Below are 25,627 nucleotides of genomic sequence, written 5' to 3'. Positions count from 1 at the left end.
TTCGGGTAAAATCGCGCCCCATGAATCTGGCCCTCTTCGACCTCGATCACACCCTCATCCCCACCGACAGCGACCACGAGTGGGGACGCTTCCTCATCCGCCGCGGCGTGGTGGATGCGTCCGAATACCAGCGCAAGAACGATCAGTTCTATGCCGATTACAAGGCCGGCACGCTGGATATTCATGCGTTTCTGCGCTTTGCCCTGGCACCGCTGGCCGCCCACCCCCGCGACACGCTCGCCCAGTGGCACGCCGAGTTCATGCACGACGTGATCCGTCCGAAGATCACGCCACAGGCGCAAGCGCTGGTCTACAAGCATCTGGACGCAGGCGACCTGTGCTGCGTGGTCACCGCCACCAACAGCTTCGTCACGCGCCCGATTGCCGAGGCGTTCGGCATCGACCACCTCATCGCCACCGAACCCGCCACCGCCGACGGTAACCCGGACAGCGCCTTCACCGGCGACGTGGCAGGCACACCGAGTTTCCGCGAAGGCAAGGTCGCCCGCGTGCACGAGTGGCTGGCCAACATGGGCCGCGGCTGGAGCGATTTCGAGCGCAGTACCTTCTACAGCGATTCGGCCAACGACGTGCCGCTGCTGGAGGAAGTGACCGACCCCGTCGCCACCAACCCGGACGACACGCTGCGCAACCTCGCAGCCGCGCGCAACTGGCGCATCATGGACCTCTTCTAAGCAGGGCGTGGCGTGATCAAGAAACTCATCAATCGCCTGCTGGGCAAAACCTCCGCAGAGCCTCAGGCACCCGCTGAACCGGGGGCGCCGGCCGCCAGGAAGGCCCGCTCGCCCAAGGCACCGAGAACGGCCAAGGCGCGCACCAAGTCTGCCGGGGGCGTGCCGCGCCAGGCGCGCGTATGGAGCGTGGACGAGCACGGTATCGATCCGAAGCTGCTCTCGCGCAACGCGGTCAAGGTCACGTCCACGCTGCAGGACGCCGGCTATGCCGCCTTCATCGTGGGCGGCGCCGTGCGCGATTTGCTGCTCGGCATCAAGCCGAAGGACTTTGATGTGGCGACCAACGCCACGCCCGATCAGGTTCAGGCGCTGTTCCGCCGCTCGCGCATCATCGGACGCCGCTTCCAGATCGTGCACGTCACGTTCTACGGCGGACGCGATCAGGAAATCATCGAAGTCTCGACCTTCCGCGCGCTCGTCGACGCGGTGGACGCCGAGCAGGTGCCCGCCGGCAAGCGCGTCAAGCGCACCGAGCTGGACCACCACACGCACGCCGTCGACGCCAGCGGCCGCGTGCTGCGCGACAACGTCTGGGGCACCCAGGCCGAAGACGCCACCCGCCGCGACTTCACCGTCAACGCGATGTACTACAACCCCGCCGACGAAACCGTGCATGACTACCATCACGGCATGGAAGACATGCGCGCCCGCACGCTGCGCATGATCGGCGATCCGCACACCCGCTACCGCGAAGACCCGGTCCGTATGCTGCGCGTGGTGCGCTTCGCGGCCAAGACCGGCTTCGACATCGACCCCGACACGCGCGCGCCGATCGCGGAGCTGGGCCCGCTGATCCACAACGTGCCGGCCGCACGCCTGTTCGACGAGATGCTGAAGCTGCTGATGTCGGGCCACGCCTGGGCATCGCTGCAGGAACTGCGCAAGGCGGGCCTGCACCGCGGCCTGCTGCCGCTGCTGGACGTCGCACTGGAGCAGCCGATGGGCCAGCGCTTCGTGCAGCTTGCCCTCGACAGCACCGACGATCGCGTCAAGGCTGGCAAGCCGGTCTCGCCGGGCTTCCTGTTTGCCTCGCTGCTGTGGCATCACGTGGTCGAGCACTGGAACCGCCGCCGCGCCGCCGGCGAGCCGCTGATCCCCGCGCTGCACACCGCCATGGACGAAGTGCTCGATCGCCAGACCGAGCAACTCGCCATCCAGCGCCGCTTTACCTCCGACATGAAGGAAATCTGGAGCATGCAGCCGCGCTTTGAGAAGCGCTCGGGCCGCATGCCATATCGCTTGCTCGAATCGCCGCGCTTCCGCGCCGGTTACGACTTCCTCGTGTTGCGTTGTGCGTCGGGCGAATTGCCGCAAGAACTGGCCGACTGGTGGACCGATTTCCAGAGCGGCGATGGCGAAGCCCGCGAAGCCCTCATGGCACTAGCCAAGCACGCACCGAGCCCCTCGGCAAATACCGGTTCGGCCAGCCCGGGCAAGCGGCGTCGCCGCCGACGTGGTCCGGCAAAATCGGATACAGTCGTTGACGTCAATCCGGGAAGTTCGGAGGAAACGTGAAGACAGTGGCGTACATCGGCATCGGCGCCAACCTGGGCGACGCACGCCAGGCAGTGAAAGACGCCGTGGTCTGCCTCGCGCAGCAGGTCGGCATCACCGTCACCGGCAAATCGAGCCTGTATCGCAGCGCGCCCGTCGAATCCAGCGGCGACGATTACATCAACGCCGTGGTGCGCATCGATACGCATTTCACTGCCGACCAGCTGCTTCGCATCTGTCACCACATCGAGGACCAGTTCGGCCGCGAACGCCCGTTCCACAACGCGCCGCGCACGCTCGACCTGGACTTGCTGCTCTACGGCGACCACGTCCTCACCTCACCCGAGCTGACGGTGCCGCACCCGCGCGTGGGCCAACGCGCCTTTACCCTGCTGCCCCTGCATGAACTGGCGCCCGATCTCGTGATTCCGGGCATTGGTGCCGTGGCGGCACTGCTGCCCGGCGTGGCCGACCAGCGGATCGAAAAGACCCTGATGTGCCAGTGCATGCGCGCCAAGCAGCCTGCCGCCTGATCACAGGCACCACACAAATCACCCGCTGATGGCACTGGATCACCTGCGCCGCATCGTTGTCGAAGGGCCCATTGGCGTGGGCAAGACGGCGCTGGCCCAGCGTCTGGCCGATCATCTGCGCGCGTCGACGCTGTTCGAAACGCCTGCCGAAAACGCCTTCATCGCCCGCTTCTACGAAGACCCCGCGCGCTATGCGCTGCCGGTGCAGCTGCGCTTCCTGCTGCAGCGTGCCGAGCGCCTGAAGGCATGGCACAAGGCGACGCTTGCCGGAGAGCGCATCGTCGCTGACAGCTTCCTGCCGCGCGACCGCCTGTTCGCCCAGCTCACGCTGCCCGCCGATGAACTCGCGCTGTACGATGCAATGGCCAATGCGCTGGCCCTGCCGCAACAGCGCATCGATCTCGTCGTCTGCCTGCAGGCGCGCGCAGAGGACCTTCTGCCACGCGTCACCCGTCGGGCCGTTCCCTACGAAACCGGCATCGATGCGGAGTATCTCGAACGCATCTGCGCCGCGTACGGCGAGCTGTTTCTGTATTACGATGCCGCACCGACGATGATCGTCGACACCGCTGCCTTCGACCCCGCAGGCAACGACGACGATTTCCGCACCTTGCTCGCCCGCATCGACGCGATGCGCGGGCCCAAGGAATTCATCAAGCTGGCAACGCGCTAGTCAGTCGACGCACCGCATGGTCTGCGTGGGCGCTCGCGATGCCCCAATGAGTCTCAGTCCATGAGCTATCTCCAGGAATCGAACCGCAAGGCCGTCACGGTGACTTCGCTGCAGGCCATGCGCGCCGCCGGCGAGCGCATCGCCATGTTGACGGCTTATGACTCCAGCTTCGCCGCCCTGATGGATCGCAACGGCACCGACGTACTGCTCGTCGGCGATTCGCTCGGCAACGTGATGCAGGGCCAGAAGACCACGCTGCCCGTTACGCTCGATCACATCGTCTATCACACCGAATGCGTATCGCGCGGCATCGAGAAAGCGCTGCTCGTATCCGACCTGCCGTTCGGCACCTATGGCACGCCCGAACAGGCTTTCCATAGCGCCGTGCGCGTGATGCAGGCCGGCGCGCAGATGGTCAAGCTCGAAGGCGGCGTGTGGCTCGCGCCGACGATCAAGTTTCTCGTTGAACGCAGCATTCCGGTGTGTGCGCACATCGGCCTGACGCCGCAATCGGTGCATGCGTTCGGCGGCTTCAAGGTGCAGGGTCGCGGCGATGAAGCGGCTGCGCAACTGAAAGCCGACGCGCTGGCCGTGCAGGACGCCGGCGCGCAACTCGTCGTGATGGAAGCGATTCCAGCCGCGCTGGCCGGCGAGGTGACGCGTCTGCTGGCCATTCCGACCATCGGCATCGGCGCGGGGTTGGAATGCTCGGGCCAGGTGCTGGTCATGCACGACATGCTGGGCGTGTTCCCCGGCCATCGCCCGAAGTTCGTGCGCAACTTCATGGACGGGCAAGCCACCATCGACGGCGCTGTGGCGGCCTATGTGGCCGCCGTCAAGGATGGCACGTTCCCCGGCCCGGAACACACCTTCGCCTGAGCGGCCCACGCATGGAAATCTGGTCGGCCACTGTCGACGCCTTCGGCCTGCTTGCCAGCGGCGATGCGGCGTTGTGGCGGATCGCCTGGGTGTCGTTGAAGGTGGCGATCGCGGGGCTGCTGCTGGCGGCGCCCCCCGGTCTGCTCATCGCTTACCTCATCGCCATGCACCGGTTTGCGGGGCGCCGTGCGCTGGTGGTGCTGGCGCAGGCATCGCTGTCGTTTCCGACCGTGCTGATCGGGCTGCTGCTGTATCTGCTGCTTTCGCGCCAGGGCCCGTTGGGCGGCTTCGGGCTGCTGTTCACCCAAGGCGGCATGATCCTCGGGCAAGCGGTGCTTGGGCTGCCGGTGATCGTCGCGTTTGCGCTCACCACACTTGAGCGTGCGGATCCGCGTCTCGCAGAAACCGCACGTGTGCTGGGCGCCGGGCGCGTCCGTTTGCTGTTGACGGTGTTTCGTGAATTGCGCTTCGGCCTCATGGCTGCAGTGGTGGCCGGCTTCGGGCGCGTCATCGCCGAAGTGGGCTCGGCGCTGATGGTCGGCGGCAACATCGAGGGCGTCACGCGCACCATGACCACGGCGATTGCGCTGGAAACAAGCAAGGGCGAGTTCGCACAGGGCATCGCGCTGGGCATCGTGCTGATCGTGCTGGCACTGCTCGTCAACCTTGTGCTGGCGTGGCTGCAAGGTGCTGGCAACTACCGCAGGGAGCCGGCATGAGCGCGTCGTCGCAGCCCACGATGGTGTTTGAAGGCTTGCGCTGCCAGCACGGCGCGCGCGTTCTGTTCGAGATTCCGCGTCTGGCGCTGTCGGCAGGGCACGCGATCGTCATTACCGGCGCAAACGGTGTCGGCAAGACAACGTTGCTGCGCATGCTGGCCGGGCTCGCACCCGCCAATGGTGCGACCGTCGATTTGGGCCGCGGGCAGCAGGCGCTATCGCCCTACCCGGCCGAGCTGCGCGCGCGGCTGACTTACGTGCACCAGCATCCCTACCTGTTCCGCACTTCGGTACGCGCGAATCTTGCTTATGGGCTCATCACGGGCGCGCATCGCGTGGCACGTGCAGAGTTGAATGCCCGCGTCGACGGTGCGCTGCGCTGGGCGGGCCTGCAACATGTGGTGGATGTGCCGCCCGAGCGCCTGTCCGGCGGCGAAACGCAACGTCTTGCATTGGCGCGCGCTCGGGCGCTGCACACCGACGTGCTGCTGCTCGACGAACCGACGTCGAACCTGGACGGCGCTGCGCGCGAGCAAGTCATTGCGCTGGTCGGCGAGCTGGTAGCAGAGGGCCGCACGCTGCTGATGGTCTGCCACGACCGCGAACTCATCAACCTGCCCGGCGTGGCGCGCTGGAAGCTAGAGCACGTCGACGGTCAGGGCCGGCTCGAAATGCGCGGGCACCACGCCGCGTAGGGCATTGCATACGGCGACGGCCTCGGCGCGGGCAACATCGGCACGGGTGAGCAAACGCTCTTGCAGCGGCCCGCCCAGCCACGGGGAAGCGTCTTTCAGCAGCACGGCGCGCATCACCCCCGGCAAGACCCCCGCTGACAGCGGCGGCGTCCACCACGCACCATCGAGCTTGACCAGCAACGTGCTGCGCCCACCTTCGGCCAGGGTGCCATCGGCGTTGAAGAACACGGCATCGAACGCACCTTCGCGCTCGGCCGCCTGCCAGGCAGCGTCGTAGCCTTCGCGCAACGTGGTCTTGTGCGTCGGCAGACTGTGCGTGATCTCGCGCGATTGCGGCGCAACGAGCAGGCGGACCGGCGCATCCCAGCTCGCATGCAGCGGCGACAGCGGCACGGCCGATACGTTGGCTCCGCCGTCCGGTGTGAGCAATAGGCGCATTCGATAGGCGCCCTCACCTTCCAGCGTTGCACACGCACGTGCCACCTCATTCGTCAGCGCAGTCCGGTCGAATGGGAAACCAAAGGCTGCCGCAGAACGCTCCAGCCGCGCCAGATGCCAATCCAGCAGTGGCACGCTCTCGCGCGTCGCGCGCATCGTCTCGAACAACGACAACCCCGGGTCAAGCTCCGTCACGAAGCGCGCTTTCAGTTGGCACTCCGCATATTCGTCGTCGGCGACGCTGTCATGCACGATGCCGGAGCCGATGCCGAGTTCGCCGCGGCGCAGCCCATCGGTGCCGGGCGCGCTCAGCACGAGCGTGCGGATCGCCACGGAGAAACATGCGTCGCCCATCGCGCGATCGTCGGCAGGCGCATCGATCCAGCCGATCGCGCCGGTATACAGGCCGCGCGGCTCCGGCTCCAGCGCCTTGATGATCTCCATCGTCCGCCGCTTGGGCGCGCCCGTGATGGAGCCGCACGGGAACAACGCGCGCAGGCAATCGGCGAGGCCGGTGGCGGGCGGAATCTCGGCCTCCACGGTTGACGTCATCTGCAGCACGCTGCCGAACGGCGTCACCTCGAACAACGCCGGCACGCGCACCGACCCCGCACGCGCGAGACGGCCCAGATCGTTGCGCAACAGGTCGACGATCATCAAGTTCTCGGCGCGGTTCTTTTCGTCTGCGGCCAGTGCGATGGCGCGGGCTTCGTCGACTTCGACGTCCCCCGAGGCTGGCGCGGTGCCCTTCATCGGCCGCGCGACAAGCTGGCCCGCGCGATGCGAAAAGAACAGCTCCGGCGAGCACGACAGAATCGCGGCGCCCTCCGGCAGCCGGATGAAGGCGCCGTACGGCACCGGCTGGCGCGCGCGCAGGCGCCGATACAACGCCGCCGGCGCGCCGAACGCCGTCATGCGCAGGCGATACGTGTAGTTGACTTCGTAAGTGTCGCCCGCCGCAATCCAGTCGTGGATGCGCTCGATGGCGTCGGTGTAGGTGCCGTGATCAACGCTGGCAGCACAGTCGAACAGACCTGCCGCCCCGGCCGCTTCAGGCCAAGCCTCGAACAGCGAATCGACCTCCGCCGGCGACAGCACCTGCATCGTGCGAAACAGCAGCACGCGCAGGCGGCCGTCGTGGCCGGGCAATGAAGAAGAGATTTCGGTGGAAGCCGGCAGGCCGACCAGCGGCTCGCCAAACTCGTACGGCGCAACGATCAGGGCATGCAAACCCTGGCGCCAGGCGGCGCGAAGGTCATCGTCCACCCCATCCAGGATGCCGGCCGGCCGGAAGAACTCGCCGGCATAACCGGTGTACCAACGCGAGCAAGGCGCACCGCCCGAGGTGGCATCGTCCAGCAGCGCGAACGGCGCGCCGGCCTTTGGCGCTTGGAGCGGCTGCATGACGAAGTCCTGATCGAAGAGTTGGTGTTCAAGAAGCCTCGAAAAGCGTAGCGAGCGGCCCGAGGTTGGTACGAGAAGCGCAGCCGTACATCGGTACGGCGAGCATCACAGTGCCAAGCTCGGGCCGCGCAGTAGCTTTGCGCGGCTTCTTACGAGGAGAAGAAGTTCTTGACCTTGTCCATCCACGACTGCTCCTGCGGGCTGTGCCGCGAGCCGCCTTCGTGCACGGACTTGTCGAACTGCTTGAGCAGCTCCTTCTGGTGCTCCGTCAGCTTGACCGGGGTCTCGATGTTGATGTGCACATAGAGATCGCCCGCATAGCCCGAACGCACGCCCTTGATGCCCTTGCCGCGCAGGCGGAACGTCTTGCCGGCCTGGGTGCCCTCGGGCACCGTGAACGAGGCGCGCCCGCCCAATGTCGGCACTTCGATATCGCCGCCAATGGCTGCCGTCGCAAACGAAATCGGCATCTGGCAATGCAGGTCATCGCCGTCGCGCTCGAACACCGGGTGCGGCTTGATGTGGATTTCCACATACAGATCGCCCGGCGGCCCGCCGTTGATGCCCGGCTCGCCATTCCCCGATGAACGGATGCGCATGCCTTCGTCGATGCCGGCCGGAATCTTCACCTCCAGCGTCTTCTGGCTCTTCAGCTTGCCCTGGCCGTGGCACTTGGTGCACGGCTTGGGGATGTACTTGCCGCTGCCGTGGCACTTCGGACACGTCTGCTGCATCGTGAAGAAGCCCTGCGACACACGGACCTGACCGGCGCCGTGGCACGTCGGGCAGGTCTCCACGCTCGAGCCCGGCTCGGCGCCCTTGCCGTGGCAGTGGTCGCACTCGTCCCAGTGCGGCACTCGGATCTGCGTGTCGTAGCCATGCGCGGCCTGCTCCAGCGTGATCTCCATGCTGTAGCGCAGGTCAGCACCGCGATACATCTGCGGGCCGCCGCCGCGGCGCCCGCCCTGGCCTTGGGCTTGACCGAAGATGTCGCCAAAGATGTCGCCGAAGGCTTCGGCAAAGCCCCCGCCAAAGCCTGCACCGCCCGCGCCGAAGCCGCCGGCCATGTTAGGGTCGACGCCCGCGTGGCCGTACTGGTCGTAGGCAGCTTTCTTTTCTGCATCGGAGAGCATCTCGTAGGCCTCTTTGGCCTCCTTGAATTTCTCTTCCGCTTCCTTGCTGTCCGGATTGCGGTCCGGGTGGTACTTCATCGCGAGCTTGCGATACGCCTTCTTGATCTCGTCGTCGCTCGCGTTTTTGCCCACCCCGAGCACTTCGTAGTAATCACGTTTTGCCATGGTGGCTTCAGTCGTCGCCTGTTTTTTACTGCGTGTCGAATAGCAAAAAAGCCGAGCGTGACATCAGGTGCGTCCCGCACAACCCGATGACCACTGCCCGGCGTACCGTAACGTCCGCCTGGCGGACGATCTGGCTTACTTCTTGTCGTTCACTTCCTTGAACTCGGCGTCGACGACGTTATCGTCGTGCGGAGCGCCTTGTCCGGCTTGCGCGCCTGCCTGGGCACCGGCACTTTGTTCAGCACCAGCGGCCTCGCCCTTGGCTTGCATGTCGGCGTAAACCTTCTCGCCGAGCTTCTGCGAGGCGGTGGCCAGCGCTTCGGTCTTGGCGTCGATCGCGGCCTTGTCGGTGCCCTTCAGGGTCTCTTCAAGTTCCTTGATCGCGGCTTCGATCTTGTCCTTCTCGCCAGCTTCCAGCTTGTCGCCGTACTCGCCCAGTGCTTTCTTGGTCGAGTGCACCAGCGCTTCACCCTGGTTGCGGGAGTCGACCAGTTCGCGCAGCTTCTTGTCTTCCTCGGCGTTGGCCTCGGCGTCCTTCACCATGCGCTCGATCTCGGCTTCCGACAGGCCGGAGCTTGCCTTGATCGTGATCTTGTTTTCCTTGCCGGTCGCCTTGTCCTTGGCGCCCACGTGCAGGATACCGTTGGCGTCGATGTCGAACGACACTTCAATCTGCGGCGTGCCGCGCGGTGCCGGCGGAATGCCTTCCAGGTTGAATTCGCCGAGCAGCTTGTTGCCGGAGGCCATCTCGCGCTCGCCCTGGTAGACCTTGATCGTCACGGCCGGCTGGTTGTCGTCAGCAGTCGAGAACGTCTGCGAGAACTTGGTCGGGATGGTCGTGTTCTTGCCGATCATCTTGGTCATCACGCCACCCAGCGTTTCGATGCCCAGCGACAGCGGCGTCACGTCCAGCAGCAGCACGTCGGTACGGTCACCGCCGAGCACCTGGCCCTGGATGGCGGCGCCCACGGCAACGGCCTCGTCCGGGTTCACGTCCTTGCGGGCTTCCTTGCCGAAGAACTCCTTCACCTTCTCCTGCACCTTCGGCATACGCGTCATGCCGCCCACCAAGATCACGTCGTGGATGTCCGACACCTTCACGCCTGCATCCTTGATGGCGGTGCGGCACGGATCGATCGTGCGGGCGATCAGGTCTTCGACCAGCGCTTCCAACTTGGCGCGCGTGATCTTCAGGTTCAAGTGCTTCGGACCCGAGGCATCCGCCGTGATGTACGGCAGGTTGATTTCGGTCTGCTGCGTGCTCGACAGCTCGATCTTGGCCTTTTCAGCGGCTTCCTTCAGGCGTTGCAGCGCGAGCACGTCCTTCGACAGGTCGACGCCCTGCTCCTTCTTGAACTCGCCGATGATGTAATCGATGATGCGCTGGTCGAAATCTTCGCCGCCCAGGAACGTATCGCCATTGGTCGACAGCACTTCGAACTGCTTCTCGCCGTCCACGTCGGCAATCTCGATGATCGAGATGTCGAACGTGCCGCCGCCGAGGTCGTACACGGCGATCTTGCGGTCGCCCTTCTCGTTCTTGTCGAGGCCGAATGCCAGCGCAGCCGCGGTCGGCTCGTTGATGATGCGCTTGACGTCCAGACCGGCGATGCGGCCGGCATCCTTGGTGGCTTGGCGCTGCGAATCGTTGAAGTACGCCGGCACCGTGATCACGGCTTCGGTCACTTCCTCGCCCAGGTAGTCCTCGGCGGTTTTCTTCATCTTGCGCAGGACTTCAGCGGAAATCTGCGGCGGCGCCAGCTTCTGGCCACGCACTTCCACCCAGGCGTCGCCGTTGTCGGCCTTGGTGATGGTGTACGGCATCAGGCCGATGTCCTTCTGGACCTCTTTTTCTTCAAACTTGCGGCCGATCAGGCGCTTGACGGCATACAGCGTGTTCTTCGGGTTGGTCACCGCCTGGCGCTTGGCCGGGGCACCGACCAGGATCTCGCCGTCTTCCATGTAGGCGATGATCGACGGGGTGGTGCGTGCGCCTTCGGCGTTTTCGATCACCTTGGGGGTGTTGCCCTCCATGATGGCGACGCAGCTGTTGGTGGTACCCAAGTCGATACCGATGATTTTGCCCATGTTCTTGCTCCTCGAATCTGGTGTCAGGACTGCACTGAATACAAACTTGGATCGGATGTGGGAGTGCCGTCCGGCTTTTCAAGGCCGAATTTTGAAAAGTTGAGCATTTTGGCCGGTTTTTCTTGGGAAAGCACCCGAAAACGTGCGCTACCGGGCAAAAACGTGCGTTTCGGACGCCCGCAGCCTCAAACCGGGCACAAAAGGTCTCGGTGTTACCCTTGCGCGCATTGCCACGTGCCGGACGCCAACCCGGCTTTTGCGCCCATGCCTTCGCATCCGCTTCGATCCATTCTTGGCGCTGCGCTCCTTGCCGCATGCGCCGTGCCCTCTGCCGATGCCGCCGTTGCCCTGCTCCAGCCTTCCCGCCGCATCGACGCCAACCAGCCCTTCACCCTGACCCTGGTCGTTTCCGGCGACGCCGCGCAGCGCAGCTACGCGGTACCGGCCAGGCTACGCGTCACGGCCACCGCGGATCTGCAAGGCACTGTGGAAGTGATCCTCCACCGACTTAACGCGGGGGCGGAGACCCTGCATCTGCGTCCGGGGCAGGTCCGCACTATCGCCTATATAGGCACGCTGCCAGAGGTGCTGCGTGGTACGGTTCGAATCGATGTTCCCGATCTGGATGCGGCACCGGTACTGGTCACACTCGTGCGCGGCCCTGACGCCCCGCAGATCGCTGCGGAAGGCGCGCCCGATGGCGCCGTCCGTAACGCCGCGGCCGAAGCGATCCGGCCAGGCGGCGCGCTGGGCACGAACCCCAGCGCCCCTGCTGCCAACGCAACCGCTACACCCCCCATTCCCGTAGCCGTGGCGGGCAGCGGCGAGGCTGCCCGGCCGCCCGAAGAAACGGCGCGCCTGACTTTCCACGAACCGATGTTCGCCGCCATCGGGGCGCACGAAGGGTTGAACGCCAAGTTCCAGCTGAGCTTCAAATTTCGGATTTTTCAGCCGGAAAACCCGGCATCGGCAGCGCTGCTGGATAACCTGTACTTCGGATATACGCAGTTCTCGCTATGGGATCTGGGCAAGGAATCGGCGCCATTCCGGGATACGAATTACCGGCCTAGCGTCTTCTATTACCGCCCCGACACGGGCATCCATGGCGGCGCGCTCACACGGCTATCGTTCGCGGGCGGCATCGAGCACGAATCGAACGGCCGCGACGGCGATGCCTCACGCGCCATCAACACCGTCTTCGTACGGCCGACATTCCACTTTGGTGACCTGAATGATTACCACTGGAAGTTCGAGCCCAAGCTTTACGCCTACCTCACACGCAGCGGCAACACCGATATCGCGCACTACCGTGGCTTTGGCGATTTCCGCGTGTCGTACGGAGCGCCCAACGGCTGGGAACTGGCCGCCACGCTGCGCAAGGGCACCCGTAAGGCCTATGGGAGCGTGGACGCGCAACTGACGTACCCCATGAGCCGAATCTTCACCGGCACGGCCGGCTATCTGTTCATTCAGTATTTCACCGGCTACGGCGAGAGCCTGCTGGACTACAACCACAAGCTGGGCTCGCAGTTGCGCGTCGGGTACAGCCTCTCGCGATAGGACGCAGCCGGCTTACAGCGTGTGCTGGCCGGCGGCCTCCGGCTGGAACGCCACGCGATCGATGCGCAACGAACGCTGAGCACCATTGGGCGCGGAGTATTTGACCGACTTGCCCGCGCGCGCGCCCAGCAGCGCAGCGCCCATGGGCGAGAGCACCGACAGCTTGGCCGACGCCACGTTGGCCTCTTCCGGGTAGACGAGCGTCCACTCTTGCTCTGCACCGGTGTCATCCACCACGCACACGACCGAGTTCATGGTCACCACATCGGCGGGAATCTTGTTGCCGGGCACCACATTGGCACGTGCAATCAGGTCGTCGACCAGACCTGCCAGCGGCGAGTTGCTGCCGGCCCGGTTGGCGGCGTTTTCCAGGCGGGTGAGGTCCAGCTCGGTCAAGTAGATGGCGGCTGCTTTGGCCATGACGATCTCCTACAAGTCTGTGTTCAACACGAAGCAAAGCCGCTGCCGACAGCCCCACAGGGCCAACGCAAAGCAGCGGCAAGGAAACCAGCGGGCACGCAGGCCGGCCGGCGGGTAACACGCACTAAAACTGCTGGTGAAAGAGAGCGAGCCCGGCGGCAACGTGCCGCAGGGGCACTAGAACGACCGCCGGGCGGCGGCAAGGGCCGCGGTCATCGCCTGAGCGGCACGCGGCAAGGTGCGCGCCATGCGCTTGGGGCGCACAGCACGGAAAGGCGAAGCAAGAAAGAAGGCCGCAGCCATGGGCATCGACGTCATGATGGTCGCAGCCTCAGACAAGCGGCTTGCCGGCCAGCTTGTTGCGCGCATTGGCAACGGCGGCGGCAAACTGCGCGTGGCCATGCCAGCCGGTCGCCCGGCCCAGCTTCTTGCCACGGTGGAAAAACATGAACACGGGGATACCGTGCAGGGAAAAGCGCTGGCCCAACTCCGGGTGCGCGTACACGTTGGCATGGAGCCACTTCAGCCCCAGTTCACGCACAGCACCGGATTGCGCAAGCATGGCCTTCTTGGCCATTTCGCAGTTGAAGCAATCGACGCCCCAGAAAAACACGCACACGAGCGCATCCCCCGCAGCGGCGACAGCCGCGTCGAAGGTCTCGGTATTCACTTCGCGCATGCCGAACGCCGCGAACGCGGTCTTGTCGACCGGGATCGCGCCGTGGGCATCTGGCGAAGTGGCTGTGCTGTGGAGCATGGGGCGCGTTTGCCTTACTTAGGCGCTGCCACCGTCACGAGGGCCGGACGCAGCACGCGGTCAGCCAGCATGTAACCGCGCTGGAGGACGGCGACCACGGTATTGGCCTCCTGATCTGCCGGCACCATCGAAATGGCTTGATGGCGATGGGGGTCGAACTTTTCCCCCACCGGGTTCAACTCGGTGACTCGGCCCTTTTCGAATGCGGCATACAACTGCTTGAGCGTCAGTTCAACGCCCTCGCGCAGTTTGGCGGCATCGCCCGAAGTGTCGGCCAAGGCGGCTTGCAGGCTGTCCATGACGGGCAGCAGATATTCGGCGAAGCCTTCGATGGCGAATTTGTGGGCCTTGGCCACATCGTCCTGACCACGGCGGCGGATGTTCTCGCATTCGGCGGTGGCACGGGCCCAGTTTTCGTAGTTCTGGCGGGCCTTCTCTTCTGCAGCCTCGAGTTGACGGCGCAGTTCAGCGACGTCTACGTCAGCCACGGCTTCTGCCACGGCGGCTTCGTCACCGGCGACAGCCTGGGCGTCCGCGCTTGCGCGCTGCGCCTGGCTCGAATAGGCATGGGCCGCTTGGCCCGTCGCCGATGCGTTCGGCTGGGTGGCTTGGCTGTCCGATGGCATGTCCGAGTTCGAGGGGGTGTCCGAAGTGTGTTTCATAGCGCTGGATAAAGGGGATCGACGCACGGCATGTGCCCGGCATCGATCCGCTGGATTTTTACAAACGATTTGTCCCCGTTATGGGGCATTTGGCGCGCTTTTCAAGGGCGCCGGATGCGCGACAACTGTGCGCCGTGCATCACGAAATATGGGGTTACAACTTTCATCAGACTGCCACGGCACAGCAATTGCGACGCCCCAATTGGCCGCCTATGATGCAAGAAAAAATTGGGGGGCGCGAGCTTCTTTGAGGGTTCGTACCATGCACAACAAATTGCCCGTTCTGACCGTGCTCCTGCTGTTGACCCTGACCGCAGCCACAACGTTCATTTGCCTGTCTGGCGCCGTCACGCCGCGTTATACGGAGTACGGTAGCGGTAAGGCATTTTTCAAGCATTACATCATCAAGCCTGCACAGATGCAGCAGATGCCGCGCGGCTTGATGAGCGTGTCAAGTTAGCACACACTCGCGCGGATCGCTTCATTCTCCGCCGAGTTTGTCGATGCGCCGCCGGTCTCGCTTAGTGGGCCGGCCGGCAATTTGTGTGGCGGGTTCCCGATACAGTCGGCGTTTGTCGGCGCTCTCCTGGCGTTTTAAGCGGCTGATGTCCGTCTCGGCATAGAGGGTTTGAGCGACCGAAGCGGGGCCGCGCACTTCCGCCAGCGCCAATACCTCCACTTCCCACTGCTGTTCATGCGCGTGCACGCGCACGTGATCGCCGATTTTGACGTCCTTGGCGGGGCGAACCGCCTGATCGTTGATTTGCACGCGACCACGCTCCACCGCATCCGTCGCCTGAGACCGCGTCTTGAAAAAGCGTGCCGCCCACAGCCATTTGTCGATGCGCACGCGATCGGCAGCGTCGGTGCTCACCTTCATGCGGCGGCCCCCTTGCTCTGCGCACGCATACGGCTCGCCTCCAGTACATGCGGATGCGTAAGGGTGAGCGGCCAGCCCTGCAGATGCGCCAGCGCGATGTCGGCAATGCCGGCAATCCACGCTTCGCTGTCGTTCAGGCACGGGATGTAGTGGAACTCCTTGCCGCCGGCGACACGGAAGGTCGACTGCCCTTCCATGGCGATCTCTTCCAGCGTTTCCAGGCAATCGGCCGGAAAACCCGGGCAGAACACGTCCACGCGATGGGTGCCGACGCGGCCAAGCTCTTCCAGCGTGGGCGCGGTGTACGGCTGAAGCCATTCGGCGCGGCCAAAGCGTGACTGGAACGTGACCAGGTACTGACCCGGCTGCAGGCCGAGCGCCTCACCCAGCAAGCGGCCGGTCTTCAGGCATTCACAGTGATACGGATCGCCCAATTCCAGCGTCCGTCGCGGCACACCATGAAACGACAGCACCAGCTTGTCGCCGTGCGCGAAGTCGGGTGCCCCATGCTGTGCCCAATACGCACCCACCTGCTGGTGCAGCGCATTGATGTAAGCGGGGTCATCGTGAAAATGCTTGACCAGCCGCAACTCCGGCTGATTGCGCATTTCGCCCAGCACACGGAAAACCTCATCGAAGGCCGTCGCGGTGGTGGTGCCGGAATATTGCGGATACATCGGCAGCACGAGGATGCGTTCGACGCCCTGCTTGCGCAGTGCCTGCATGACGGACGGGATCGACGGATTGCCGTAGCGCATCGCGCAGGCAACCACCACATCGTGGCCCTGGGCGTTCAGCAACTGCTGCAGCGCATGCGCCTGGCGCTCGCTGTAGACGAGCAACGGCGAGCCCGTCATGTTGGCCTCGCGCAGCCAGATGCTTTCGTACTTGTGCGCCGACGCGCGCGAGCGCAGCGGCACGATCAGCCCGTTGAGGATGAACCACCACACCGCGCGCGGAATTTCGACCACGCGGGGGTCGGACAGGAACTGACGCAGGTAGCGGCCGACCTCGCGCGGCGATGTACCGTCAGGCGTACCGAGGTTGACGAGCAGGATCGCCGTGCGATCGGGCTGGCCGTGCTGAAACAGGGGTTCGGGCAAGAAGGGCATGGGCGCGGGTTCGCGATAGACCGGCCGATTATACGAGCCGATTCATCGCGTGTTCCTTACGCCGCCACGGCGCCGTCCTTGACCACACCCACACACGGGTTAAGCCCCATCGCGTACGCCAGATCGGCGGGCCGGTCGATGCGCCACAGAGCGAAATCGGCCGCGCAGCCCGGGGCCAGCACGCCACACGTGCCGGACAGGCCCAGCGCTGCGGCAGCATGACGCGTGGCGCCGGTCAGCGCTTCCAGCGGCGTCAGGCGGAACAGCGTGCATGCCATGTTCATCGCCAGCAGCAGCGACGACATCGGCGATGTGCCGGGGTTGCAGTCCGTCGACACGGCCATGGGCACACCGGCGGCGCGCAGGGCGGCCATCGGCGGCAGGCGCGTTTCGCGCAGGCAGTAGAACGCGCCGGGCAGCAGCACGGCGACCGTGCCGGCTTGCGCCATGGCGGCTACGCCTGCATCGGTCAGGCATTCGAGATGATCCGCTGAAAGACCGCCGTAGCGAGCCACCAGCGCCGCGCCACCCTGGTCGGAGAGCTGTTCGGCGTGCAGCTTGACCGGCAGGCCGTGGCGCTGCGCCGCCTCGAACATGCGCGCCGTCTGAGCGGGCGTGAAACCAATGGTTTCGCAGAAGGCATCAACCGCATCGACGAGACCTTCTGCGGCAAGCGCGGGCAGCACATCGGCGCAGAGATGATCGATGTAGTCATCCGCGCGGCCGGCGAATTCAGGCGGTACGGCATGCGCGCCGAGGAACGTGGTCCGCACGCGCACTGGCAATGCCTGGCCGAAGCGGCGCGCCACACGCAGCATGCGGCGCTCGGTTTCGAGGTTCAGGCCGTAGCCGGACTTGATTTCGACTGTGGTGACACCTTCGGCGCGCAGCGCATTCAGGCGAGGCAGGCTGGCTTCGGCCAACGCGTCTTCGCTGGCCGCCCGCGTGGCGCGAACGGTCGAGAGGATGCCGCCGCCCGCGCGCGCGATCTCTTCGTATGGCACGCCGTTCAGGCGCGCTTCGAATTCATTGCTGCGGTTGCCGGCGTAGACGAGGTGTGTGTGGCAATCGATCAGGCCCGGCGTGAGCAACGCGCCGCCGCCGTCGTGCTCCAGCGTGGCACGGGCGTTGACGGGCAGATCGGCCCGGTAGCCAAGCCACGCAATGCGGCCGTTCTTTACGGCGATGGCACCGTCGCGGATATCGCCGTAGCCGTCAGCGTCGGCGGTGAGCGTAGCGAGGTGGACGTTGGTCCAGAGCGCATCCCAGTGCGGGTTGGCCGGATCAGTCATGTGCGGCTCCCTGCAGGCCAATGCCGTCTGCCACGCGCGCCACGAGGCGGGCAGCAACACGTGCCGTGTGGTGATCAATGTCGAGCGACGGGTTCAGTTCCGCCACGTCCGCCAGCCGCAGCTTGCCTGAGCTGACCACGCGATCGACGATGGGCTCGATCAGGTCCATCCCCACGCCGCGTGCCGACGGCGCGCTCACGCCCGGGGCCACCGCGGCCGGCAGCACGTCAAGGCACATCGTCAGATAAACGTGGTCGACCTGACTCAGGAACACCTCGACCACCTTCAGCACGTGCGCCAGCTGCGTGACGTCCATCTCGTCGTCGTGCATCCAGCGCACGCCGAGCTGGCGCGCACGCGCGAACAGCGCTTCGGTGTTGGCGTAAGTGCTCACGCCGAGGCAGGCGTAGTGGAACGGCCAGCCTCGCCGCGCGCAGTCTTCGGCGATCTGGCGGAAGGGCGTGCCCGAGCTGCCGCGCTCGCCGGCGCGCAAATCGAAATGCGCGTCCAGGTTGAGAATGCCGATACGCGGCGGCTGGTCGGATTTTGCCGCCAGGTGCCGCGCCAAGCCGCCAAACGAGGCCCATGCGATCTCGTGCCCGCCGCCGAGCGCGATCGGAAATGCGCCGCGGTCGAGCAGATCGTGCAGCACGCCGGACAACTCGCTCTGCGCGTCTTCCAGCGCATCGCCCTGGCAAGTTACGTCGCCCGCGTCGACGACCACACGGCCGGCACGCGCGGGCAAGTTCGCGAGCATCTTGCGGATGGCAGCGGGGCCCACCTGGGCACCGGTTCGCCCGTGATTGCGCGCGACACCCGCATCGCAGGCAAAACCCGCCAGGGCGACGGTGTTGGCCAGCGGCGTCGATGCATCGATACGGCGCACCGTCTGGTGCCAACGCTGGCCCAGGGGGCCTTCCTCCGCATCGACGCGGCCTCGCCAGACGTTCGGTTCGGCTTGGGCGAGCATGGTCAGACGAGTGCGAGTTCGCCCACGTGCGCGCGGCACGAGTCACCCAGGTCGCCATCGAGTACGAGGCGACGGGCGGCTTCGATGTCGGGAGCGAACAGGCGATCTTCACCGTAGTACGCCACGCGCGCGCGGATGCAGCCATGTGCCTTCTGCAGCGTGTCGGACGTCGCCAGCGGCTTGTGAAAGTCGATGCCCTGCGCTGCCGCCAGCGCTTCGATGCCGACGATGGTGGCGGTGTTCTCCGCCATGTCCTGCAAACGGCGGCCGGCGAAGGTCGCCATGCTGACGTGGTCTTCCTGGTTGGCGGAGGTCGGCAGGCTGTCGACGCTGGCCGGGTGGGCGAACGTCTTGTTTTCCGAGGCCAGCGCCGCTGCCGTGACGTGCGCGATCATGAAGCCCGAGTTCAGGCCCGGTTGCTCGACCAGGAACGGCGGCAGGCCGGACAGCGTGGAGTCGATCAGCAGCGCGATGCGGCGCTCCGACAGCGCACCGATCTCGGCAATCGCCAGAGCGAGCATGTCGGCGGCAAACGCCACCGGTTCGGCGTGGAAGTTGCCGCCCGAGATCACCTCACCGGCGTCGGCGTAGACCAGCGGGTTGTCGGTGACGGCGTTGGCTTCGGTGAGCAGCGTGGCGCCGGCCTGGCGGATCAGGTCGAAGCACGCGCCCATGACTTGCGGCTGGCAGCGCAGGCTGTACGGGTCTTGCACGCGCTTGTCGCCCACGAGGTGAGACTGACGGATGGCGCTGCCGGCCAGCAGGTTGCGGTACACGGCCGCGGTGGCGATCTGACCGGCTTGGCCACGCACGGTGTGCACGCGCGGGTCGAACGGCGCATCGCTGCCCTTGGCAGCATCCACCGACAACGCACCCGACACCGTAGCGGCTTGCAGCAGTCGCTCGGCCAGGAACAGACCGTTGAGCGCCAGCGCGGTCGACACCTGCGTGCCGTTGATGAGCGCCAGGCCTTCCTTGGCGGCCAGCGCAATCGGTTCGATGCCCGCGGCAGCCAATGCCGCACGTGCCGGCGTGCGTACGCCGTTCACCCGCACATCGCCCGCGCCCAGCAGGGCCAGCGTCATGTGCGCCAGCGGCGCCAGATCGCCCGACGCGCCCACCGAACCCTTGGACGGAATGCACGGCACGATGCCAGCGTTCAGCAGTGCCAGCAGCGTATCGATCACGACACGGCGCACGCCGGAGTAGCCGCGCGCCAAGCTCGCTGCCTTCATCAGCAGCACCAGCCGCGCGACGTTGTCGCTGAGGTCTTCACCCGTGCCGACGGCGTGCGAGAGGATCAGGTTGCGTTGCAGGCGCTCCAGCTCGTGCGTGGGGATCTGCGTCTTGGCCAGCAGGCCGAATCCGGTATTGATGCCGTAGGCCGGATCGCCCTTGGCAACGATGGCCTGCACGGTGGCTGCCGAGGCTTCGATGGCGGCCGCGCAATCGCCCGACAGCGCAACAGGCGTGGGTGCGAGCCATACGCGACGCAGGTCGGCAAAGTAAATTTCGCCCGGCTGCAACGTGATGATGGGGGGCGTGGTCATGGTGTTCATAGCAATGCGAGGGATGTCTTTAACTTAGCCGATCATCGGCAGGTTCAAACCGTTGCGCTTGGCGCAGGCGATTGCGGTTTCGTAGCCGGCATCCGCATGGCGCATGACGCCCGAGCCGGAATCATTGACGAGCACACGGCCCAGGCGCTTGGCGGCCGCGTCGGTGCCGTCGGCGACGATCACCACGCCCGAGTGTTGCGAATAGCCCATGCCGACACCGCCGCCATGGTGCAGCGACACCCAGGTCGCGCCGCCGGCGGTGTTGAGCAGCGCGTTGAGCAGCGGCCAGTCCGACACGGCGTCGGTGCCGTCGCGCATGGCTTCGGTTTCGCGGTTGGGGCTGGCCACCGAGCCGGTGTCGAGGTGATCGCGGCCGATCACGATCGGCGCCTTCAGCTCGCCATTCTTGACCATCTCGTTGAAAGCCAGACCGGCCAGGTGACGTTCGCCCAAGCCCAGCCAGCAGATGCGCGCGGGCAGGCCCTGGAAGGCGATGCGATCACGCGCCATGTCGAGCCAGCGATGCACGTGCGTGTTGTGCGGGAAGAGTTCCTTGATCTTGGCGTCGGTCTTGTAGATATCTTCCGGATCGCCCGACAGTGCCACCCAGCGGAACGGGCCCTTGCCCTCGCAGAACAGCGGACGGATGTAGGCCGGCACAAAACCCGGGAAGTCGAAGGCGTTCTTCACGCCCTGGTCGAACGCCACCTGCCGGATGTTGTTGCCGTAGTCGACGGTCGGAATGCCCATGGCCTGGAAATCCAGCATGGCCTGCACGTGCACGGCGCACGACTTGGCGGCCTCGTCGGTCAGGCGGGCGTGCTGCGACGGGTCCCGTTGCGCAGCACGCCATTGCTCGACCGTCCAGCCCATCGGCAGGTAGCCGTTGACCAGATCATGCGCCGAGGTCTGGTCGGTCACCAGATCCGGCTTCAGGCCCCCGGCGCGGGCGCGCTTGACCAGCTCCGGCAGGATTTCCGCCGCATTGCCGAGCAGACCGATGGACACGGCCTCGCCGCGCTCGCAATGGTGGCGAATCAGGTTGAATGCGTCGTCGATGTCCTTGGCCTGCTTGTCGAGGTAGCGCGTACGCAGGCGGAAATCGATGCTCGATTGCTGGCATTCGATGTTCAGCGACACGGCGCCGGCCAGCGTCGCGGCCAGCGGCTGGGCGCCGCCCATGCCGCCCAGGCCTGCGGTCAGGATCCACTTGCCGGCCAGCTTGCCGTCGTAATGTTGGCGGCCGGCTTCGGCAAACGTCTCGTACGTGCCCTGCACGATGCCCTGGCTGCCGATGTAGATCCAGCTGCCGGCAGTCATCTGGCCGTACATGAACAGCCCCTTGCGATCCAGCTCGTTGAAGTGTTCCCAGTTCGCCCACTTGGGCACCAGGTTGGAGTTGGCGATCAAGACGCGCGGTGCATCCGGGTGGGTCTTGAACACGCCCACCGGCTTGCCCGATTGCACGAGCAGCGATTCGTCGTCGTTCAGCTCGCGCAGCGTTTCCAGAATCTTGTCGAAGCAGGCCCAGTCGCGCGCGGCGCGGCCAATGCCGCCGTAGACGACGAGGTGCTTGGGGTTCTCGGCCACATCGGGGTCGAGGTTGTTCTGCAGCATGCGATAGGCCGCTTCGGTCAGCCAGCTCTTGCAGTGCAGTTCGGTGCCGCGGGGGGCGCGGATTTCACGCGAGGCGTCGTAGCGCGGGTCGTTGGTCAGGTGGGCAGCGTTGGTCGGGGCGTTCATGTGAGGTCTCCTGCGAACTCCTTTGTCATGGAGCGCATCTTATGTTGTATATACAACTTAGGCAAGAAAACTTTACAAGCTAAGAGCAAACCCTGATGATGACCGCCATCCGCACATCACATCCGCGGCCACCACCGCACTGCAAGCCACGCCCATGTCACACGACCCGTCCGCCAGCACGCCCGCCTTCCAGCGCATCAAGGAAGACATCCTCACGCGCATTCGCAGCGGGGAGTGGCAGGAAGGGGAAATGATTCCGGGGGAGACGACGCTCGCGCAGACCTTTGGCGTGTCGCGCATGACGGTCAATCGCGCGCTGCGTGAGTTGACCGCCGAGCAGATCCTCACGCGCGTGCAGGGGCTGGGAACGTTCGTCGCGCAGCAGAAGTACCAGGCGACGCTGGTGGCGATCCGCAACATCGCCGAGGAAATTGCAGCGCGCGGTCATCAGCATCGCGCCGAACTGCACAAGTTGGAGCGTGCCCGCGCCAACGAGGCAATGGCGGCTTCGTTTGGCGTGCCAGCAGGCCGCGTACTCTTCCATTCACTGATCGTGCATTTTGAAAACGACCTGCCGATCCAGGTAGAAGACCGTTGGGTCAACGCGGCGTTGGCGCCCGAATACATGGAGCAGGATTTCACGCAGACCACGCCCAACGCCTACCTGATGCGTGCCGCCCCGTTGCAGGGCGTGGATTACGGCATCGAGGCGCGCCTGCCGCCGCGCGAGATTGCGGAGATGCTGCACATGGACGTGCGCGAGCCCTGCCTGATGCTGCGGCGGAAAACGCTGTCGCAGGGCCAGGTCGCCTCGGTGGCGACCATGTGGCATCCCGGCGGGCGTTATCAGTTCACGGGCAGCTTCTGAGTCGCGGCTAGCTGCGGCCCTTCCAGGGCACCACGCGCGCTTCGATGGCGCGCATGGCCAAGTCGAACGCCCATGCAATCGCGCCGATCAGCACGATGCCCATCACCACGAGGTCGGTGCGCAGAAAGCTCGACGCATTGAGCACCATCTGCCCCACGCCCACGGTGGCCGCCACCATTTCCGCCGCCACCAGCGTGGTCCAGCCGAAGCCGATGGCGATGCGCAAGCCGGTCAGGATCTCGGGCAGCGCCGCCGGCAGGATCACATGCCGCACCACCTGCGTGAAGCTCGCGCCCAGCGCATACGCGGCGTTGATCTGCTCAAGCGTGGCGCTGCGCACGCCGGCACGCGCGGCCATGGCAATCGGTGCGAAGCAGGCAAGATAGATGACGACAATCTTCGCGCGCTCATCAATGCCCAGCCAGATGACCACGAGCGGCAGGTATGCCAGCGGCGGCAGCGGGCGATAGAACTCGATGGGCGGGTCCAGCAAGCCGCGCGCGGTGCGGGAGACACCCATCGCGAGGCCGATCGGAATGGCCGTCACGGCGGCCAGAGCAAACGCGCCGAACACGCGTAGCGCACTCCAGCCAAGATGTGCGGCCAGCGGCTGGCCGCCTTGAATATCGCCATGCCAGGCATCGATGAATGCGCGCCCCACGGCCTGCGGTGAGGGCAGGAACAACGGCGGCACCCAATGGAAGGTGGTGGCCGCCCACCAGAGCACGAGCAGCGTAATCACCGACAACACGCTGAGCCCGAATGCGCTGCCTTCCCCCGGCAAACGATAGCCGCGCAGCTTGCGCACAGGCTTGCTGGTGGGCGGCGCTGCATCGGCAGAGGTGCGCTGCTGCACGGCAGTTTCGAGCGCGCTCATGCGAGCAGCGCCTCGGGCGCATGGTGAATCAGCGCCAGCACACGCTCGCGCCAGGCAATGAATTCCGGCGACGATTTCACCGCGCGGGCGTCCCCGCCTGCCAGAGCCTGCCGCGAGAACGGCAAATCGAATGTCTGCACGATGCGCCCCGGCGATGGCGACATCACGATCAGGCGCGTCGCCAGGAACAGCGCCTCCTCCACGTCGTGGGTGATGAAGAAGACGGTCGTGCCGGTGCGTTGCCAGACGTCGAGCACCAGCGTCTGCATGGTCTCGCGCGTGAACGCGTCGAGCGCGCCCATCGGTTCGTCCATCAGCAGCACGCGGGGCTCGGTGGCCAGCGCACGGGCAATGCCAACGCGTTGCTGCATGCCGCCTGACAACGCGTAGACGGGCGATGCGGCATGCGCTTCCAGGCCCACCAGCCCGAGCAACTCCAGCGCACGCGCATGGCGCGTCTTGCGGTCGACACCGCGCAGCTTGAGGCCAAGCGCCACGTTGTCACGCACGTTCAGCCACGGCATGAGCCCATAGCGCTGGAACACCACGCCGCGGTCCGCGCCGGGGCCATCGACTTCGCGGTCGTCCAGCAGGATCTGGCCCGACGTGGGGGCAACAAAACCCGCGAGGCAGTTCAGCAGCGTGGTCTTGCCGCAGCCGGAGGCGCCCAGGGCAACGACGAATTCGCCGGCGTCGATCGACAAATCCACACCGGCCAGCGCGCGGGTGGTGCGGCCGTGCGCGTCGATGTAGTCGACGCCCAGGCCGCGCACATCGATGCGGCTCATCGCGCTGCGGTGGCGACGCCCTTGTTGGCAGCGTTGGCCGCACGTTGGACAAACCGTGAGTCGATGGTGGCAGCGTAGTCCGGCAGCACCGTCTGGATCGTGCCCTGCGTCTTCAAGAACTGCGCCGTGGCCAGCAGGGATTGAGCCGCGCCCGACTGCGCGCCGCCGCCCAGCCAGCGCTTGGAAGCCTGCTCCGCCGCATCCGGGAAGGCATACAGCGCAAGACTTGCCGGCACATCCGCCGCCGTCGCGCCCGACGTCTTGGCCACGGCTGCCACCTGCGGCGATGTCGCCGTCCACGCGGCCTTGTTGTCGCGATAGGCCGCATCGGCCTTGGCCAGTACTTCGACAAACTTGGCGATGAACTCGGCATGGTCACGCGCAAACTTGCGGTCCGCCACGAAGCCATCGAAGGTCGACTTGCCGGTGGCGGCGGCGATCTTGCCGGAGGTGGTCAGCACCGTACCGGTCTTCTTTACCTTGGCGAGTACCGGATCCCAGATAAAGGCGGCATCGACATCGCCCCGGTCCCACGCGGCCGACAACTCCTGCGGACGCAGGTTCACGACCTTCACGTCGCGCGGCTCGAGCCCGGCTTGTTGCAGCGCGACCAGCGCATGGAAATGCGAGGTCGACACATACGGCACGCCCAAGGTCTTGCCCTTCAGGTCCGCCACGCGCGACACGCCGCTGCCGTTGCGGGCAACCAGCGCTTCCGCATCGTTGATGTTGTCGAGAATCCAGAACAGCGACAGGTCCACGCCCTGCGACACGCCGGCCGCAATCGGGCTGGAGCCCGCTTCGCCGACCTGCACGGAACCCGAGGCGATGGCGCGCACCACGTCGGCACCGCTGGCGAGCTGGCGGTACGTCACCTTATAGCCGGTGGCACGCTCGACCTCGCCCGTGGCTTGGGCGTAGCGCCAGGGCAGCACCATGTCCTGATAGGCGATGACAACCTCGCGGTCGGCCGCACGTGCAGGAGCAGCGCCAAACAAGGCGAACGAAATGGCCGCAGACATCGCTGCAGCCAGCAAACGGGAGAAGGAAGAACCAGCCATGAAAGACTCCGGCAGAAAAGAATCGCGCACATGCGCCGGAGTCGATTGTGAGAGACGGCAGCGTGGCCTGTCGTCGAAGAAAATCGGCTGAGCTTATGCAGC

25 protein-coding genes are annotated in these 25,627 nt (G+C 65.5%); 10 read left to right on the top strand and 15 right to left on the bottom strand.

Annotation, left to right across the window (positions count from 1 at the left end; translation table 11 throughout):
* Positions 1–20: 20 nt before the first annotated feature.
* The 7 genes from AAHM38_RS05795 to AAHM38_RS05765 are packed head-to-tail and all read left to right on the top strand — an operon-like array spanning position 21 to position 5,748.
* Positions 21–695, top strand: a complete 675-nt coding sequence (locus tag AAHM38_RS05795) for a histidinol-phosphatase (protein ID WP_116575639.1) — start codon at positions 21–23, stop codon at positions 693–695.
* A gap of 12 nt (positions 696–707) precedes the next feature.
* Positions 708–2,270 carry a polynucleotide adenylyltransferase PcnB gene (gene pcnB, locus AAHM38_RS05790; protein WP_116575638.1) on the top strand — a complete coding sequence of 521 codons (1,563 nt, stop codon included), beginning with the start codon at positions 708–710 and terminating at the stop codon, positions 2,268–2,270.
* Positions 2,267–2,782, top strand: coding sequence for a 2-amino-4-hydroxy-6-hydroxymethyldihydropteridine diphosphokinase (gene folK, locus AAHM38_RS05785; RefSeq protein WP_116575637.1), 516 nt, complete (start codon positions 2,267–2,269; stop codon positions 2,780–2,782). Before pcnB ends, folK begins: the two co-directional genes overlap by 4 nt.
* A 28-nt stretch (positions 2,783–2,810) precedes the next feature.
* Positions 2,811–3,455, top strand: coding sequence for a deoxynucleoside kinase (locus AAHM38_RS05780; RefSeq protein WP_012762794.1), 645 nt, complete (start codon positions 2,811–2,813; stop codon positions 3,453–3,455).
* A 60-nt stretch (positions 3,456–3,515) separates the two neighbouring features.
* Positions 3,516–4,334 (top strand): 3-methyl-2-oxobutanoate hydroxymethyltransferase, encoded by an 819-nt coding sequence (gene panB, locus AAHM38_RS05775; protein WP_027680633.1) that lies wholly within the window; start codon positions 3,516–3,518, stop codon positions 4,332–4,334.
* A gap of 11 nt (positions 4,335–4,345) precedes the next feature.
* The gene (locus tag AAHM38_RS05770; RefSeq protein WP_116575636.1) at positions 4,346–5,053 is read left to right on the top strand and encodes an ABC transporter permease; all 708 of its coding nucleotides are present in this window, start codon (positions 4,346–4,348) and stop codon (positions 5,051–5,053) included.
* On the top strand, positions 5,050–5,748 hold the full coding sequence (locus tag AAHM38_RS05765) for an ABC transporter ATP-binding protein (protein WP_116575635.1): 699 nt from the start codon (positions 5,050–5,052) through the stop codon (positions 5,746–5,748). The genes AAHM38_RS05770 and AAHM38_RS05765 overlap by 4 nt, the downstream gene beginning before the upstream one ends.
* On the opposite strand, the gene AAHM38_RS05760 is transcribed toward AAHM38_RS05765, so the two are convergent.
* The 3 genes from AAHM38_RS05760 to dnaK all read right to left on the bottom strand — a co-directional run bounded on the left by AAHM38_RS05760 (position 5,692) and on the right by dnaK (position 10,976).
* Positions 5,692–7,590: a bifunctional chorismate-binding protein/class IV aminotransferase gene (locus AAHM38_RS05760; protein WP_116575634.1), complete on the bottom strand. Its 1,899-nt coding sequence runs from the start codon at positions 7,588–7,590 to the stop codon at positions 5,692–5,694. The two genes, AAHM38_RS05765 and AAHM38_RS05760, sit on opposite strands and share 57 nt — an antisense overlap.
* Positions 7,591–7,739: 149 nt before the next feature.
* The gene (dnaJ, locus tag AAHM38_RS05755; protein ID WP_009241427.1) at positions 7,740–8,888 is read right to left on the bottom strand and encodes a molecular chaperone DnaJ; all 1,149 of its coding nucleotides are present in this window, start codon (positions 8,886–8,888) and stop codon (positions 7,740–7,742) included.
* A 135-nt stretch (positions 8,889–9,023) separates the two neighbouring features.
* Positions 9,024–10,976 carry a molecular chaperone DnaK gene (dnaK, locus tag AAHM38_RS05750; protein WP_009241428.1) on the bottom strand — a complete coding sequence of 651 codons (1,953 nt, stop codon included), beginning with the start codon at positions 10,974–10,976 and terminating at the stop codon, positions 9,024–9,026.
* A 264-nt stretch (positions 10,977–11,240) separates the two neighbouring features.
* On the opposite strand from dnaK, the gene AAHM38_RS05745 reads away from it, so the two are divergent.
* On the top strand, positions 11,241–12,536 hold the full coding sequence (locus tag AAHM38_RS05745; protein ID WP_116575633.1) for a phospholipase A: 1,296 nt from the start codon (positions 11,241–11,243) through the stop codon (positions 12,534–12,536).
* 12 nt (positions 12,537–12,548) lie between these two features.
* Here the strand turns inward: AAHM38_RS05745 and rnk are convergent, their stop codons facing one another.
* From rnk to grpE, 3 genes are all read right to left on the bottom strand, one after another.
* Positions 12,549–12,956, bottom strand: coding sequence for a nucleoside diphosphate kinase regulator (rnk, locus tag AAHM38_RS05740; RefSeq protein ID WP_009241430.1), 408 nt, complete (start codon positions 12,954–12,956; stop codon positions 12,549–12,551).
* Positions 12,957–13,287: 331 nt separating this feature from the next.
* A complete protein-coding gene (locus AAHM38_RS05735) occupies positions 13,288–13,713 on the bottom strand; it encodes a thioredoxin family protein (protein ID WP_116575632.1) in 426 nt (141 codons plus the stop codon).
* A gap of 14 nt (positions 13,714–13,727) precedes the next feature.
* Positions 13,728–14,375, bottom strand: a complete 648-nt coding sequence (grpE, locus tag AAHM38_RS05730; RefSeq protein WP_182552925.1) for a nucleotide exchange factor GrpE — start codon at positions 14,373–14,375, stop codon at positions 13,728–13,730.
* Positions 14,376–14,637: 262 nt separating this feature from the next.
* Here grpE and AAHM38_RS05725 point away from each other — a divergent pair, with 262 nt between their 5' ends.
* Positions 14,638–14,835, top strand: a complete 198-nt coding sequence (locus AAHM38_RS05725; RefSeq protein WP_009241433.1) for a hypothetical protein — start codon at positions 14,638–14,640, stop codon at positions 14,833–14,835.
* Between the two features lie 21 nt (positions 14,836–14,856).
* Here AAHM38_RS05725 and AAHM38_RS05720 read toward each other — a convergent pair whose 3' ends face one another.
* The 6 genes from AAHM38_RS05720 to hutU are packed head-to-tail and all read right to left on the bottom strand — an operon-like array spanning position 14,857 to position 21,931.
* Entirely contained in the window at positions 14,857–15,255 is a 399-nt protein-coding gene (locus tag AAHM38_RS05720) for an RNA-binding S4 domain-containing protein (RefSeq protein ID WP_012762802.1), read from the bottom strand.
* Positions 15,252–16,367 carry a ferrochelatase gene (hemH, locus tag AAHM38_RS05715; protein WP_012762803.1) on the bottom strand — a complete coding sequence of 372 codons (1,116 nt, stop codon included), beginning with the start codon at positions 16,365–16,367 and terminating at the stop codon, positions 15,252–15,254. Before hemH ends, AAHM38_RS05720 begins: the two co-directional genes overlap by 4 nt.
* A 56-nt stretch (positions 16,368–16,423) precedes the next feature.
* Positions 16,424–17,659, bottom strand: a complete 1,236-nt coding sequence (hutI, locus tag AAHM38_RS05710) for an imidazolonepropionase (protein ID WP_012762804.1) — start codon at positions 17,657–17,659, stop codon at positions 16,424–16,426.
* Positions 17,652–18,629 (bottom strand): formimidoylglutamase, encoded by a 978-nt coding sequence (gene hutG / locus AAHM38_RS05705; RefSeq protein WP_012762805.1) that lies wholly within the window; start codon positions 18,627–18,629, stop codon positions 17,652–17,654. Before hutG ends, hutI begins: the two co-directional genes overlap by 8 nt.
* A gap of 2 nt (positions 18,630–18,631) precedes the next feature.
* Positions 18,632–20,188: a histidine ammonia-lyase gene (gene hutH / locus AAHM38_RS05700; protein WP_012762806.1), complete on the bottom strand. Its 1,557-nt coding sequence runs from the start codon at positions 20,186–20,188 to the stop codon at positions 18,632–18,634.
* A gap of 24 nt (positions 20,189–20,212) precedes the next feature.
* Positions 20,213–21,931, bottom strand: a complete 1,719-nt coding sequence (hutU, locus tag AAHM38_RS05695; RefSeq protein ID WP_012762807.1) for a urocanate hydratase — start codon at positions 21,929–21,931, stop codon at positions 20,213–20,215.
* Between the two features lie 154 nt (positions 21,932–22,085).
* On the opposite strand from hutU, the gene hutC reads away from it, so the two are divergent.
* A complete protein-coding gene (gene hutC / locus AAHM38_RS05690; RefSeq protein ID WP_012762808.1) occupies positions 22,086–22,799 on the top strand; it encodes a histidine utilization repressor in 714 nt (237 codons plus the stop codon).
* A 7-nt stretch (positions 22,800–22,806) separates the two neighbouring features.
* On the opposite strand, the gene AAHM38_RS05685 is transcribed toward hutC, so the two are convergent.
* From AAHM38_RS05685 to tauA, 3 genes are read right to left on the bottom strand one after another with little or no spacing between them, the layout of a single operon-like run.
* Positions 22,807–23,676: an ABC transporter permease subunit gene (locus tag AAHM38_RS05685; RefSeq protein ID WP_012762809.1), complete on the bottom strand. Its 870-nt coding sequence runs from the start codon at positions 23,674–23,676 to the stop codon at positions 22,807–22,809.
* On the bottom strand, positions 23,673–24,464 hold the full coding sequence (locus AAHM38_RS05680; protein WP_012762810.1) for a taurine ABC transporter ATP-binding protein: 792 nt from the start codon (positions 24,462–24,464) through the stop codon (positions 23,673–23,675). Before AAHM38_RS05680 ends, AAHM38_RS05685 begins: the two co-directional genes overlap by 4 nt.
* Positions 24,461–25,525 carry a taurine ABC transporter substrate-binding protein gene (gene tauA / locus AAHM38_RS05675; protein WP_012762811.1) on the bottom strand — a complete coding sequence of 355 codons (1,065 nt, stop codon included), beginning with the start codon at positions 25,523–25,525 and terminating at the stop codon, positions 24,461–24,463. The genes AAHM38_RS05680 and tauA overlap by 4 nt, the downstream gene beginning before the upstream one ends.
* Positions 25,526–25,627 lie beyond the last annotated feature (102 nt).

Origin of the sequence: Ralstonia sp. OTU4908 (assembly GCF_038440115.1) — a bacterium.
GTDB lineage: Bacteria > Pseudomonadota > Gammaproteobacteria > Burkholderiales > Burkholderiaceae > Ralstonia > Ralstonia pickettii.
Note: the sequence above shows the minus strand (reverse complement) of the source record. Positions and strands in the feature narration are given on the sequence as shown.